The organism is Pseudomonas syringae (assembly GCF_001698815.1).
In the GTDB taxonomy this organism is placed as follows: Bacteria; Pseudomonadota; Gammaproteobacteria; order Pseudomonadales; family Pseudomonadaceae; genus Aquipseudomonas; species Aquipseudomonas syringae_A.
Genome location: NZ_LGSI01000067.1, coordinates 72,340 through 87,007, shown reverse-complemented (window position 1 = coordinate 87,007; position 14,668 = coordinate 72,340). Strand labels below are relative to the sequence as shown.

The 14,668-nt window shown below is 58.3% G+C and carries 11 protein-coding genes; 5 read left to right on the top strand and 6 right to left on the bottom strand.

All coding sequences use genetic code 11. The features are described 5' to 3' along the window. Positions 1–86 precede the first annotated feature (86 nt). On the bottom strand, positions 87–3,251 hold the full coding sequence (locus AFK24_RS23155) for a transglycosylase domain-containing protein (protein WP_240500434.1): 3,165 nt from the start codon (positions 3,249–3,251) through the stop codon (positions 87–89). A gap of 485 nt (positions 3,252–3,736) precedes the next feature. Here AFK24_RS23155 and AFK24_RS23150 point away from each other — a divergent pair, with 485 nt between their 5' ends. Continuing rightward, positions 3,737–4,210 (top strand): HIT family protein, encoded by a 474-nt coding sequence (locus AFK24_RS23150; protein ID WP_065835441.1) that lies wholly within the window; start codon positions 3,737–3,739, stop codon positions 4,208–4,210. 349 nt (positions 4,211–4,559) lie between these two features. Here the strand turns inward: AFK24_RS23150 and AFK24_RS23145 are convergent, their stop codons facing one another. The 4 genes from AFK24_RS23145 to AFK24_RS23130 all read right to left on the bottom strand — a co-directional run bounded on the left by AFK24_RS23145 (position 4,560) and on the right by AFK24_RS23130 (position 8,909). Beyond that, complete coding sequence (locus tag AFK24_RS23145; RefSeq protein WP_065835440.1) at positions 4,560–5,261, bottom strand: hypothetical protein; 702 nt, start codon at positions 5,259–5,261, stop codon at positions 4,560–4,562. 112 nt (positions 5,262–5,373) lie between these two features. Next, positions 5,374–6,516 (bottom strand): OpgC domain-containing protein, encoded by a 1,143-nt coding sequence (locus AFK24_RS23140; RefSeq protein ID WP_065835439.1) that lies wholly within the window; start codon positions 6,514–6,516, stop codon positions 5,374–5,376. A 180-nt stretch (positions 6,517–6,696) separates the two neighbouring features. Next, positions 6,697–8,310 (bottom strand): FMN-binding glutamate synthase family protein, encoded by a 1,614-nt coding sequence (locus AFK24_RS23135; protein ID WP_065835438.1) that lies wholly within the window; start codon positions 8,308–8,310, stop codon positions 6,697–6,699. 233 nt (positions 8,311–8,543) lie between these two features. Further along, entirely contained in the window at positions 8,544–8,909 is a 366-nt protein-coding gene (locus tag AFK24_RS23130) for a hypothetical protein (RefSeq protein ID WP_065835437.1), read from the bottom strand. A gap of 196 nt (positions 8,910–9,105) precedes the next feature. Between AFK24_RS23130 and AFK24_RS23125 the strand changes: the two genes are divergently transcribed. The 3 genes from AFK24_RS23125 (at position 9,106) to AFK24_RS23115 (ending at position 11,045) form a co-directional block, all read left to right on the top strand. Beyond that, positions 9,106–9,387, top strand: coding sequence for a type B 50S ribosomal protein L31 (locus AFK24_RS23125; protein WP_065835436.1), 282 nt, complete (start codon positions 9,106–9,108; stop codon positions 9,385–9,387). A 162-nt stretch (positions 9,388–9,549) separates the two neighbouring features. Next, on the top strand, positions 9,550–10,641 hold the full coding sequence (gene ddlA / locus AFK24_RS23120) for a D-alanine--D-alanine ligase (RefSeq protein ID WP_065835435.1): 1,092 nt from the start codon (positions 9,550–9,552) through the stop codon (positions 10,639–10,641). Further along, positions 10,638–11,045, top strand: coding sequence for an NUDIX hydrolase (locus AFK24_RS23115; protein WP_065835434.1), 408 nt, complete (start codon positions 10,638–10,640; stop codon positions 11,043–11,045). Before ddlA ends, AFK24_RS23115 begins: the two co-directional genes overlap by 4 nt. 142 nt (positions 11,046–11,187) lie before the next feature. On the opposite strand, the gene metR is transcribed toward AFK24_RS23115, so the two are convergent. Next, positions 11,188–12,105 carry a transcriptional regulator MetR gene (gene metR / locus AFK24_RS23110; protein ID WP_065835433.1) on the bottom strand — a complete coding sequence of 306 codons (918 nt, stop codon included), beginning with the start codon at positions 12,103–12,105 and terminating at the stop codon, positions 11,188–11,190. 107 nt (positions 12,106–12,212) lie between these two features. On the opposite strand from metR, the gene metE reads away from it, so the two are divergent. Beyond that, on the top strand, positions 12,213–14,513 hold the full coding sequence (metE, locus tag AFK24_RS23105; RefSeq protein ID WP_065835515.1) for a 5-methyltetrahydropteroyltriglutamate--homocysteine S-methyltransferase: 2,301 nt from the start codon (positions 12,213–12,215) through the stop codon (positions 14,511–14,513). The last annotated feature ends 155 nt before the right edge of the window (positions 14,514–14,668 follow it).

Sequence of the window (14,668 nt, the reverse complement as noted above, 5' to 3'; positions counted from 1 at the left end):
AAGATATATCTTAACCATTAAGCAAGAGATAAAGACGAACGGTTCTCATCTGCCACGTTTCTGTTGGAGCGAGGCTTGCCCGCGAATCAGGCGCCTCGGTGGACCAGACCTATCGCGTTATCGTTCTTCGCGGGCAAGCCTCGCTCCAACGGGGCCGTCGTCACACTGCACTGCGTATGCATCCCAGGCTCAAGATAAGGACTCAGAATCGGCGCCATGCCCTTGAGCACCTGCACCGGCAGCGCCGAGGTGAAGCGAAATCCTTCCGCTGCCTTGCCTGGCACGAAGGCGGTGAGGGTGCCGAAGTGGTTGTCACCCAGGTAGAACACGAAGGTCGCCGTGCGGTTTATCGCTCTGGAGCTGAGGATGCGACCGCCCGCGCCGATGCTCTCGATGCGGTTGTCGCCGGTGCCGGTTTTGCCGCCCATCGCCAGCGGGCTGCCATCCGGCAATTTGAAACTGCCTTGCACGCGCTTGGCCGTACCGCCTTCCACCACCTGCGACAAGGCTTCGCGCATGGCCGTCGCCACTTCGGATGGCAATACGCGTTTGCCGAGCTCCGGGTTGTTGGCGAGGCGAGTTTCGTAGGGCGTGTCGGCGGCAAAATGCAGGCTGTCGATGCGTAAGGTCGGCAAGCGGATGCCATCGTTCTGGATGATACCGATCAACTCCGCCAACGCCGCAGGACGGTCGCCCGAGCTGCCGATTGCTGTCGCCAGGGAAGGCACCAGATGGTCGAACGGGTAGCCGACCCGCTGCCAGCGTTGATGAATATCGAGGAACGCTTCGATCTCCAGCATGGTGCGGATGCGGCTGTCGCGGGCGCTTTTATGCCGGCTTTTGAACAGCCAGCCGTAGACTTCCTGGCGCTCGAAATGGCTGGCCGCAACCGCATCCTTGAACTGCGCCTCCGGGTTTTTCAGGAGATAACCCACCAGCCACAGATCCAGCGGGTGAACCCTGGCGATATAGCCCTGATCCGGCAAATCGTACGCGCCCGGGCCGTAGCTCTGATACAGCTCGGCCAGGCGCTTTTCGCTCAGCCTGGGACCGATTTTTTCTTCGGCCATGTGCGCCCGGACAAACGAGTTGAACGCCGTCTGATCGGCTTCCGGCAGCAAATAGCGATGAACTGCCGCCAGTCGCGGCGCCGTGGGGTGAAGGCCGTCAAGGAAGGTGTCCAGCCGCTCCTGGGTTGTCTTGTCCTTGTAGCGTTTCCAGAATCGCAGCAGAAAAACCGTGCCTTCCCGATCCGCGAAGCGCGCGAGGTATTCCTGGCGACGTGGGTTGTCATCGTCCTTGAGCAACTCGGCGCTGTTGCTGGGCGCCTGGTAGGTGCTGTAACGCACCAGATCGCGCATCAAACGAATGAACGGCAAGTTGATCGACTCGCGCAAAGCCTCGCGCAATGTAGGGTTGCGCCCGTTGTCTTCTTTGCGGAAGTTATTGAAGTGATGCAAACCGCCACCGGTGAAAAAGCTTTCCCCGGGGCTCGCCGAGTAATGCCGGTCGAGGGCCGCAGAAAGCATCTTCGGCAAGCTGCGATCCTTGTTCTGCGCCAAATAATCCACCGCCCAGCGAGTCAGGCGATCCTGCTCTTGTACTGGGGTTTTGCTCAGTTGCGCCGAGGTCAGCCCCGAGTAGCGCTCGTGCAACTCGGCGATCATCTCCAGATAAGTCGTCAGCACCCGCATCTTCGCCGTGGAACCCAGTTCCAGCTTGCTGCCTTCGTTGATATCGAACGGCTGGTCGGTGCTGTCGGTCTGCACTCGCACTCGTGAACCGTCCGGACCCCGCTCGAACAGGGTGAAGCTGTAACGCACCTGCGCAGTACTGGCTGGCGTCAGCAAGCGCTCGCCCAACAGCCCGACGTTCGCTGCAAAAGCCGGGTCCGCCAAATCGCGCAGGTACTGGCTGGCGCGGGTCTGCAACTCGCTTTGCAAGGTGGTGGTGGCTGACAGGTCCAGGCGATCCAGATCGTAGAGTGGGCGATTGAGCATCCCCGACAGGCGACTGCGCGCCACACTGATGCCCTTGTTGGTTTCAATCGGCTGAATGGTCGGCTGCTGAACCCAGTTGCGGTAGGTGACCGTGCTGTTCAGTGCCGCATCCGCCAGGCTCTGATCAATGACTTTATTCTGCGCCAGCAGGCGGATATGGCTATCGGTCAGGTCAGCCAGTTCCGTGCGGCCCTTGGCCAGATAGTGCGACGGGCGCCGCTGGGCAATCACCAGTGACAGTACTTCACGCAAAGCCAGGCCTCGCGCGGCCTGGCTTTGCGGATCGCTTGCGGTGGACGCCAGCAACTGGTTGGTGCGCACGAAATCCGCGCCGTACCAGACCCGCAACCCTTCGGCTAACCCATGCACTTCGCCATGGCCCGGCACGGCCGACAACGGCACGCTGTTCAAATAATCGCGCACCACCCGTTGCCGGACTTGCAGGGTTTGTTCGCCGGGTTGATAGGCGCGCACGCTGGCGGAAATCATCTGCCGTAGCTTCTCGGAACCCGATTGAGTCAAGCCATCGGGAGAGTGACGGTATTTTTCCAACTGTGTGGCCAGCGTGCTGCCGCCTGCCGATTGGCCGGGCAAACCGATCAATTTCGCCAGCTGCGACACGGCAGCCTTGGCAAACCGTGGCCAGTCCACCGCCGGGTTGGCCATTGGCTGCTGCGGGTCCAGCAAGTCGCGGTTCTCGATGAATAACAGGCTGTGCACCACCAACGGCGGAATCGAGGCATAGCTTGGATAGAACTGTTGCGGGTAGCGGAACTGATAGAGATCGGTACCCCGACAATCGGTAATCGACAGCCCTGCCTGAATCTTTTCCTCGTAAGGCACGAAAAAACCGCGCCGGCCGTAAGCGAGAAGTTCGGGAGAGAAACGGGTCTGTTCAGTGATCAGATAATCGCGCTTGAGCAGTCGCGGTAGGAACTCATCCAGAGACGAATAGCCCAGGCGCTTATCAAATGGTCCGTCCCCCGGATACAACACCGCATCGCTGGGACCAGGTTGCAGCGAATAGCTCAGGCTAGCCGCAAAACGGCTGAACTCCCGGGCTTGCAGCCGTGAACTGCGCGACTCGGTAGCAATGGCAAAGCCCAACGCCACCAGCCCCATGACCAACAACACCCAGAACACGCGCCACGCATAACGCCTGTGGCGAGGGTTTTTCGGCATTGATGGCTGATCCTGACTGTCGACGTCCAGCGCAGTCTGCTTCGTATCGGAATGCCGTAATACACCCATATCCATTGGCCCGGTTAAACCTGTTAATCGCACCTGACACAAGCTTAGTCGCTGGCAGACGTGGCAACAGAAATCTTTGCCAAAGGCTGGTGTAGGGCCTTGGAGGACGCTTTTGTAGGAACGGTCTGTTTATAAACGTCAGTGGTTGACGGCGGGCGGGTCGGAGATGGCTGGAAATTGGCAAAAGCCTGCGGAATCCCCGTTGTGTCAGGTGGTTACCTCCATCACCTGTGTGCATCATTTCACTTCGCACCTCATGATTACCAAGCGGTTGAAGAAGCAGCCAAACTCGTTGAGGATGAGCAATGGTCTGCCCTCCCTAGTGCTATTATGCTTAGTTATGGCCCTATGAATTTGTGGCTCGCGGCTGTGTTGAGTTCAAACTTGATATCCTCCATGGCTAAATGCTCATTTGGTATACAGGAGACAAGTACAGCTCGATGGGACTCCCGAGCGGTTTGACTCGCTAATAAAGAGGTTTGCTCGTGCATAAGGAAGGATGTATTTTTTGCGCAATCGTCCAAAGGGAAGCGCCTTCACATATTTTCTGGGAGGATGATAAATATGTTGCATTCCTCTCAATTTTCCCCAATACGGTTGGCGCTACGGTAGTCATCCCCAAGAAACATTACTCTAGCTATGCATTTGATCAGGACGATGTGGTACTTGCTGAGCTCGTAGTTGCCTCGAAGAAAGTTGCAAGGATTCTTGATGGCACTTTGGCGGATGTTGGGCGAACCGCGATGGTATTTGAAGGTTATGGTGTAGACCATCTTCATGCGAAGCTATTCCCAATGCACGGGACTGGCAATCATAGTGAGTTTAAAAAAATATCGTCGAGCGTTGACAAGTTTTTTGACCATTACGAGGGCTACATTTCTTCACATGATTGGAGGCGTGCTGATGACGAACAGCTTGCAGCACTAGCGCTCGAGTTATCCACAGCAAGTCATTCTTAAAAATATGCCTCATGATGCTAGGAGTTTTTGCTCCGGCATCATGTAGATGGCCAATCGTGTACATCGCATTCTAGTTACTGCGAACTTAACAGCCCTATCGGCGACGCGACTATGGCGCTAAATTCCGATAGTACAGTCGCGGTCACGCCTACTAACTTTAGCATGGGCGTGTTGTTCTGACTCGACACCATCCGCTCTGAACACCGAGCTTCGAATGGTAGGCCGGAAAATTCCCAGATACCATGTCAGCCATTGGATAATTCTAAGCCGGGGATTCTATAGCCTGGACCGGAGATTTTCATAAACTTCTCACCAGAATTAGTTTGCAAGGGACGCTACTGATGGGCGCCTATGCCGTTGTCTCGAACAACGATCCTGTTCGCGCGCTGCATCGCCTGATAATCTGATCCTCCAGCCCCCACATGAAGTTGCCTCTGGGATTGCGTGCTAGCAACTCGACGTAGTCAATCGTTGCTTCGTAGTTCTCCAGTCGGAGCATGAACCGGTTGTCAAATGTTTTGCTGTTGTGATCAACGTACGCCATGACAGCGCGTGCATGGTTGTGCATCTTGTCTTTCAGGTTGGCACGTTGGCTGAATATCTCCTGAAGGTAATCCAGGTCGCTGGGCGTCAACACCTTATCGGGGTCAGTGACTTTGATATTGCCTTCTGCATCCAGCGTAAAACTGAAATATTTTTCTGCCAGTTCCGGGTTTAGAAACTTAAGATCGTGTTTTATTCCAAAGTACTCTTCGAATATGCCGTTAAGTGATGTCTCGGCGGATAAACGAAGGGTGTTCAGATACTTTTCCTTTGTCCCGTCCCGCTCTTCGTCCGTCTTGCTCTCCCAGAGTTCACGACCGGCAGGCGATTGATAAGGCTTCAGCCAGGGAGCGTGCTCATAGACGTAGAACGGCTTGTCGATCATGGATCGGCCAGAAATTTGCACTTTGCGTTCGCTGGCTACTACCTCTTCGCTTGGATCAGCCTTTTGTGGCGTCGTAATTGGACAGATTACACTTGGGTGTGCGGTCGGATTGATCTTCACCATAACTCCCTCTCTAATTAATCCATTCCCCCTCCTTAACGGCCAACTCCAAAAAAACTTGGCCTGATAAGGTTGTGGGAAACTTCCGAGAAGGAGTTTCAGTGCGACGCAGTTCTCAAACAGCAATCACCTGGGCAGGTTTTGGTTGGCCCAGGCGTTTGTTGAGATCGAGCCAGGCGGCCATGAGTACCATCAGCGCGAGGCCGATGAGGGCGGTGCAGACTTGCATCGGCCAGGTGTCGCCCGCCAGGGCGTTGGCCATGTCGGCGAGTGGGGCCAGGAGTACGCCGAGGCAGAAGATTTCCAGCGAGTAGCGACCCATTCGGCAGGTCTGTTGCGCCGGCCAGTTGTCGAGCCAGGTTTGGCCGACGGGCAGCAGTTTTGCCACGCAGTAGGTCAGGGCCAAAAAGTGCAGAAGACGCGCGGGGGCTAGGTCGGTCTTGCTGATGGGGTAGAGAATATCGGCGATGATTTGCGGCACCAGCTCGGCGTGCAGCTCAGGGAATTTCCAGAGTACGGTCAGCACGCCCGCCAGCAACACGTAGGCGGCGCAGAGCATGAATAGCGGTTGTCGCAGCAGCGCAACCGGTTTGGCGCTGCTGGTCGATTTCGCTTGTGACTTCAGCGCACAAGCGCCGCCCAGAACAAACAGCAATTGCCACGCCACCGGATTGAAATACCAGACGCCGCCGCCTTCGTAGGCTGAAAGGTTCCAGCCATACAGCGGCACCATCATGTACAGCGCCAGCGACAGGCCAACCGCCAGCGCGACACTGCGCAGCATCAACGGCAGGATCAGCGGCAAGGCGAGCAGCAGCAGAATGTACAGCGGCAGCGGGTCAGTCAGGTTGGGCTTGAAGCGCAACAGCAACTCATCGGCCAGCGCTTGCTGCGGATTGCCGACAAAGTATTCCAGGCCCATTTCCCGGACCATGTCCCGGGTCTCGACGTGATTGTTGGCGACGAACACGATGCCCATCAATAACGTGAGCAGGAAAATATGCACCACGTACAGCACCCAGGTACGGCGCAGGATGCGGATGCAGGCGACGACAAAACCGTCGCGTTGGGCAATGCGGCCGTAGGCCAGGATCGCGGCATAGCCGGCCAGGAATACGAAAATTTCCGCAGCGTCGCTGAAACCGAAATTACGTACGGTCAATTGGGCGAAGGGATTGTCCGGCACGTGATCCCAGAAAATGAAAATCAGCGCCAGGCCCCGAAAGAAGTCGATGCGCAGGTCGCGTCCGTCAGTCATAACGGTAGGCTCTTGAAGTCGTAGAAAGTAGAGGTCAATGCACGAGCAATGGTTCACGCCGTCGGTCCAGCAGAGCGGCGGCGCGGAAGGGTGGCGGGTTATAGATGCAAATGCAAAGCGGGGCTATTACAGAATGTCTCAATGGGCACGTTGCATGCCCATCGAGTTTTTTGCCCGTCATCAGGCAATCGCGTTGGGCTCGAAACTGTCAGCCCGAGCCATTTGCCACATGTTCGAATAGAAGCTGCCATCAATGGGGCCGGTGAGTAACTGGCCGGGCTGCAGGAATACATGGGACTGCGAGAACAGCTTCACTTCCGTCGCCGACATGCGCCGCACCAGATGTCGAGCGCCCAGTTGCGATGGGTGATCCAGCCCGGCCGCGGCGATCATTTCTGCCAGGGCCTTGAGCGTGTTGCGGTGAAAGTTGAAGACGCGTTGGGCCTTGTCCGGCACCACCAGCGCACGCTGGCGCAGGGTGTCCTGAGTAGCGACGCCGGTCGGGCATTTGTTGGTGTGGCAACTTTGCGACTGGATGCAGCCGATGGCGAACATGAAGCCGCGCGCCGAGTTGGCCCAGTCGGCGCCGATGGCCAGCACGCTGGCGATGTCGAACGCGCTGACGATCTTGCCGCTGGCGCCGAGCTTGATCTTGTCCCGCAGGTTCAAGCCCACCAGTGTGTTATGCACGAACAACAGGCCTTCGCGCATCGGTACGCCCATGTGATCGGTGAACTCCACAGGAGCTGCGCCTGTGCCGCCTTCGGTGCCGTCAACCACGATGAAGTCAGGCAGGATGCCGGTTTCCAGCATGGCCTTGGCGATACCCATGAATTCCCAAGGATGGCCCAGGCAAAACTTGAAACCCACCGGCTTGCCGCCGGACAACTCGCGGAGCTGGCCGATGAACTGCATCATTTCGTTGGGTGTAGAGAATGCGCTGTGCCGTGATGGCGAGACGCAATCCTCGCCCATCATGATGCCTCGGGTTTCCGCGATTTCCTTGGTCACCTTGTCCTTGGGCAGGATGCCGCCATGGCCGGGTTTGGCGCCTTGGCTCATCTTGATTTCGATCATTCGCACCTGCGGGTCCAGCGCCTGCTTGGCGAATCGTTCGGGATCGAAGCGTCCATCGGCTGTGCGGCAGCCGAAGTAACCGCTGCCCAGCTCCCAGGTCAGGTCGCCGCCGTTTTCCCGGTGATACGGGCTGATGCTGCCCTCGCCGGTGTCATGGGCGAAGTTGCCGAGTTTGGCGCCCTGGTTCAAGGCGCGGATGGCATTGGCGCTGAGCGAGCCGAAACTCATCGCGGAAATATTGAACAACGAAGCCGAGTATGGCTGCGTGCACTGCGGGCCGCCGACGATGACGCGAAACGAGTTCGGATCGCTCAATGGCGCGGGGCGCATGGAATGGCTGATGAATTCGAAGCCGGTCTGGTAGACATCGATCAGCGTGCCGAAGGGCCGGTCTGCCGACTCATTCTTGGCTCGGGAATACACCAGCGAACGCTGCGCCCGGGAAAAGGGCAGGGCGTCGCTGTCGGATTCCAGCAGGTATTGGCGAATTTCGGGGCGGATGGCCTCCACGGCGTAGCGAATGTTGCCCAGAATCGGATAATTGCGCCGCACCGAATGGGGTGATTGCAGCAGATCTAAAATGCCGACCAGCGATAACACTCCGGTTACCAATGTGAACGGCCATAACCATTCGTGATGCCAGAAAGGCAAGCTGAATAGCGTGAACAACACACAACCTACAAAGAAAGCGTAACGACTGAGAAGGGACAGGCTCATACGTATTCCTGGGCTAATAACGGTGATGCGCATACTGCTCGCTGAGCCAATGAGCAGGCCAGCATTTGTTGCGCTAACGGTCGAGCGACGAGCGTTGACCGTGTCCTGTTGGAGCGAGGCTTGCCCGCGAACCGGAGTTCCAGTCGATGTATTTATTGCCTGAAATGGCGCCTTCGCGGGCAAGTCGGAACGCCGCCCGCTCGCTCCAACGAATCTGCATCGGCCTATAAAGATCAGCTCTCCAGCACCCACGGTTTCACGCGACGGGTTTGCTGCGCCATTTCATGGATATCTTCCCGTCCCTCGAGGCTGGTCCAACGCAGGTGCTCAATCAGCTTCATTTCCATGGGGTTGAGCGCCACGAAGCCGAGTTCGTCGGCCTTGCGCATGAACGCGTCACGGGGTTCGGCAGGTTGGCTGGCGGCGATCACTTCCTGCAAGGCGCCTTGCAGCATCGAGACGTAGCTCACCAGCATCGAAGGGTTGCATAGCACATCGGTTTTATTCACGTAGCCATCGAGCAGACGCAGCGAGTCGCGGGCTTCAATCAGGCGGTTGTACGCGTAGGAGGGGAGTTGAAAATGATCGGGTTGAGACATGGCTTGTTTCCATCCGGCCAGTACGCCAGGAGACCCATCCCGGGTCATTGATTGAGCAGCAGCGGCTCGAACCTTAGCGACAAGCGCCTGCCTAATCAAGTTCGCGAATGATGCAAGTCACGACAATCGATGATGGTCTGTGCTTGCTATTATGTTACTGTATAACACATCGTTTACGTACTCATCTGGAGGCAACATGAAACCTGATATCCACCCCGCGTACCGTACCGTGCTGTTCCACGACACCGCTGCCGATGTCTTTTTCCTGATCGGCTCCACGGTGGATACGGAGCGCACGCAACATCACACCGACGGCAAGACGTACCCTTACGTAGCCCTCGATGTATCCAGCGCTTCGCACCCGATGTACACAGGGCAGCAGCGTAAAACCACTACCGAAGGCCGCATCGCGGGCTTCAACAAGCGCTTTGCAACGTTCGGCTCCGGTGGCAAGAAAGACGCTGAAGCCGCGGAATGAAGCAGCAGGGTCCCGCGCGCTGGACGATCAGATTCTGTTCGTCCGGCGCGCGGGATTTTTTTGCCTGGATTTCAGTTCTGGTGACAACCGGCATGCTTCGTCGCTGGACTAACGCTTCAATTTGCTTTTGACTCTGCGGCCTGAAAACCAGGAGTTGTCGCTTTGAAAACATCAGTTGCCATCCTCTTCGGCGGTCAATCCAGCGAACACGAAGTCTCGCTGCAGTCAGCCAGGAACGTGATCAACGCGATCGATCGCGGCAGTTATGACCTGACCTTGATCGGCATCGACAAGCAAGGCCGCTGGCTGCGTTTCGATGAGCGTGACTACTTGCTCAATGCTGATAACCCTGCGCAGATCAAACTCAGCGAGTCGGGCAAGCTTTTGTCATTGCTGCCGGGAAGTCTGGCCGGGCAATTTGTCGAAGTCGCGTCAGGCGTCGAGTTGCCGAGAATCGATGTGGTGTTCCCGCTGATTCACGGCGCGTTCGGCGAAGACGGTTCGTTGCAGGGCTTGCTGCGCCTGCTGGCGATCCCCTTTGTCGGGCCGGACGTGCTCTCCTCGGCAGCTTGTATGGACAAGGACGTCACCAAACGTTTGCTGCGCGATGCCGGGATCGCCGTCGCCCCTTCGCTGGTGCTGACTCGCGGGCAATCGGCGCGCTTCGAAGAAGTGTCCGCCAGGCTGGGCCTGCCGATGTTCGTCAAACCGGCCAGCCAGGGCTCGTCCGTGGGCGTCAGCAAAGTCAGCGACGAGGCGGGCTTTATCGCCGCGCTGGCGCTGGCTTTCGAGTTCGATCACAAGGTGTTGATCGAGCAGGGCATCGTCGGTCGTGAAGTGGAGTGCGCGGTGCTGGGTAATCGCCAGCCACAGGTCAGCGTATGCGGCGAAGTCATCGCCAATGACGAATTTTATGCCTACGACACCAAATACCTGAACGGCGACCAGGCGCGGATCGCCATTCCGGCCGAGCTGGCGCCGGAACTCAGTGATCAAGTGCGGGAAGTGGCTCTGCAAGCTTACCGAGTACTGGAATGCGCGGGGCTGGCCCGGGTGGATTTCTTCGTCACCGAGGCGCGGGACATCATCATCAACGAGGTCAATACCCTTCCGGGATTCACTTCCATCAGCATGTATCCCAAGCTCTGGCAGGCCAGCGGCTTGACCTATGCGGGCCTGATTGATCGGTTGATCGTCCTGGCGCTGGAGCGCGCCGATGAAGCGCGCCAACTCAAGGTCGAGATTTTTTCATGAAGGTCATTCAGATAGCCGCAGCACTGTTGATCGGTGCGGATGGCCGCACGTTGTTGGTCCGCAAGCGCGGGACCACGGCCTTCATGCAACCGGGCGGCAAGATCGAACCCGGCGAGCCGCCTGCCGTGGCCTTGGCGCGAGAGCTTGAGGAAGAGCTGGGTTTGGTGATTGATCCCGTCCAGGCCGGTTATCTCGGCTCATTTGCCGCACCGGCGGCCAACGAGCCCGGCTTTGAGGTGCGCTGCGAGCTGTTCGAGGTGCGCATCGATGGGGAGGTGGTACCGGCGGCAGAGATCGAGGAGGTGGTCTGGATCAGCGCCGACAGCCATCCCGAACTGCCATTGGCCCCGCTGACCCGGGATTCGATCCTGCCGATTTATCGGAGGATGCTGGCGGCATATTGAAGCTCGACCCTGCTTGCTGGCTCAAATATGAAGTGTATTGCGTAGGAGCGGCTTTAGCCGGGAGGAGGCCAGACCATACGCCGCACCTGTGTCGTCAGAACGCTCGCCCTCCCGGCTGAAGCCGGTCCTACGGATCCCATATTTACCGCACCGCGCTAACCCCATCCAGCGTCGAGAACGAGGTGTCCTTGGCGGTCAGCAGGAAATCGCGCATGTACGGCGCGTCGAGCATGTCGGCGCGTACGGCGGCGTACAGCGTAGCGAACAACCCTTTCTCGCCCAGACGCTTGGCCTTTACATAACCCCGCGAACTGTATTCATGCAGCGCCCAATGCGGCATGCCGCACACGCCACGGCCGCTGGCGACCAGCTGCATCATCATCACCGTGAGTTCCGAAGTGCGCACCTGCGCCGGTTCGATGTCGGCGGGCTCCAGAAAACGCGTGAAGATGTCCAGCCGATCGCGTTCCACCGGATAGGTAATCAGCGTTTCCTTGAGCAGATCCTCGGGCACGATGTAAGGCTTGTTCGCCAGCGGGTGCTGGTTGGCGACGGCTAACATCGCCTCGTAGGTGAACAGCGGTACATAAGTAATACCCGCCAGTTCCAGTGGGTCGGAAGTCACCACCAGGTCCAGATCACCACGGGCCAGGGCAGGCAAAGGCGCGAAAGCGAAGCCCGAGGCCAGATCCAGCTCCACTTCCGGCCAGGCATCGCGAAACTGATCGATGGTCGGCATCAGCCACTGAAAACAGCTGTGGCATTCAATCGCCATGTGCAGACGCCCAGCCGTGCCGCCCGCCAATCGAGCGATGTCCCGCTCGGCACTGCGCAATTGCGGCAGCACCGAGTCAGCCAGTTGCAGCAGGCGCAAGCCGGCGCTGGTGAAGCGCACCGGTTTGGTCTTGCGCACGAACAACTGCATGGCCAGGCGCTCTTCCAGTTCCTTGAACTGGTGGGACAGAGCCGATTGCGTCAGGTGCAAGCGCTCGGCGGCCTCCACGAGGCTGTCGGCTTCGCGCAAGGCATGCAGGGTTTTCAGGTGGCGTATCTCAAGCACCGCAGGCGCTCCATGAATAGATTTTGTGATCAACACGAAAACAATGAGTTTGTCTCATGTTGACTTCGCTGTCGACAATGGCGCCATCTTTTACGGAGGGACGCATCATGGCCTTGGCCCACACACTTGGTTTTCCGCGCATCGGCGCTGATCGCGAGTTGAAAAAAGTTCTGGAAGCCCACTGGAAAGGCGATCTGGATGAGCAAGGCTTGCGCGACGCCGGTCGCGAGCTGCGCGCCGCTCACTGGCAGCTGCAAAAAGAGGCAGGCATTGAGCTGCTGCCGGTGGGCGACTTTGCCTGGTACGACCAGGTTTTGACCCATTCGCTGACCTTCGGCGTGATCCCTCAGCGTTTTGCGGACACCACCGACGCCCAAGGCTTGCCGACCCTGAACACGCTGTTCGCCATGGCGCGGGGCGCAACCACCTGTTGCGGCGGCGCCCACGGCAAAGGGCAATACGCCCAGGAACTGACCAAGTGGTTTGATACCAACTATCACTATCTGGTTCCGGAATTCACTCAGGATCAGCGTTTCAAGTTGAGCTGGGAACAGCTGTTCGAAGAAGTCGACGAAGCCCGCGCGCTGGGCCATAAGGTCAAGCCGGTCGTGATCGGCCCATTGACTTACCTGTGGCTGGGCAAGGCCAAGGGCGACAGCTTCGACAAGCTTGATCTGCTGGAGCGCCTGTTGCCGCTGTACGGCGAAATCCTTGGGCGCCTTGCTGCCCAGGGCGTTGAGTGGGTGCAAATCGATGAGCCGATTCTGGCGCTGGATCTGCCGCAGGACTGGAAGAACGCCTTCGAACGCACCTATCACAGCCTGCAGTATTCGCCGCTGAAAAAACTGGTGGCGACCTATTTTGGCGGTCTGGAAGACAACCTCGGCCTGGCGGTTTCCCTGCCAGTGGACGGCTTGCACATCGACCTGGTGCGCGCGCCGGAGCAACTGGCTGCGGTGCTAGACCGTCTGCCGACTTATAAGGTGTTGTCCCTGGGCGTGGTCAATGGCCGTAACGTCTGGCGTTGTGATCTTGACCAGGCGCTGGCGCAATTGCGTGAGGCGCAGCTGCGCTTTGGCGACAACTTGTGGGTTTCCGGCTCCTGCTCACTGCTGCACAGCCCGGTGGATGTGCAGCGCGAAGACAAACTCGATGCCGAGCTCAAGAGCTGGCTGGCGTTCGCCGTACAGAAGTGCGAAGAAATCTCGCTACTCAGCGCGGCTTTGAACGCTCCGGAGTCTTGCGAAGTGCAGGCCGCCCTGGCTGAAAGTCGCGCCATACAGACCAGCCGTTCGCAATCGCCGCGCATCCATAAACCTGAAGTGCAGGCACGTCTGGCGGCTATCACGGCTGCCGACAGCCAGCGTCAATCGGCCTTTGCCGCGCGCATTGAACAGCAGCGGGCGCGCTTGAATCTGCCGGCATTTCCGACAACGACCATCGGCTCGTTCCCACAAACGCCGTCCATTCGTCTGGCGCGTCAGTCCTGGAAACAGGGCCGCCTGTCGGCCAACGATTACACCGATGCGATGCGCCACGAGATCCGCCACGCGGTGCAGACCCAGGAACGTTTGGGACTGGACGTGCTGGTACATGGCGAGGCCGAACGCAATGACATGGTTGAATACTTCGCCGAGCAACTGGACGGCTACGCCTTCACGCGCTTTGGCTGGGTGCAGAGCTACGGCTCGCGCTGCGTCAAACCGGCCGTGATCTTCGGCGATTTGAGCCGTCCGCAGGCGATGACCGTGGACTGGATCAGCTACGCCCAAAGCCTGACCGACAAGGTCATGAAAGGCATGTTGACCGGGCCTGTGACCATGCTGATGTGGTCTTTCCCTCGCGAAGACGTGTCGCGCAAGGTGCAGGCGCAACAATTAGCCCTGGCGATTCGCGACGAAGTGGTGGATCTGGAAACCGCCGGCATCAAAATCGTGCAGATCGACGAAGCGGCCTTCCGCGAAGGGCTGCCGCTGCGTCGGGCCAACTGGCAGGAATATCTGGACTGGGCCGTCGAAGCATTTCGCCTGTGCGCGTCGGGCGTGCGCGACGAAACGCAGATCCATACCCACATGTGCTACAGCGAATTCAACGACGTGATCGAGTCCATCGCCGCCATGGACGCCGACGTGATCACCATCGAAACCTCACGCTCGGACATGGAATTGCTGCAAGCCTTCAAGGCGTTCGATTATCCGAACGACATCGGGCCCGGCGTCTACGACATCCATTCGCCACGGGTGCCAGGCACTGAAGAAATGGTCCGGTTGATGACCAAGGCGGTACAACGTATCCCGGCCGAGCGCTTGTGGGTCAATCCCGATTGCGGCCTGAAAACCCGCGCCTGGCCGGAGACCGAAGCGGCGTTGGTGAACATGGTGGCGGCGGCGCGGCAGTTGCGCAGTTAGCTCGCCTGATAGTTGTTGGAGCGAGTCCCGCGAGGCCGATGTTTATTGATCCAGAATGACCATTCAGCCCTCTTCATCAAACTGTCACGTAACTGTGGCAGCGCGCTTTGCAAAACATCATCAAACTCGTCGCCTACTGGGGATCTGTTTTTTGG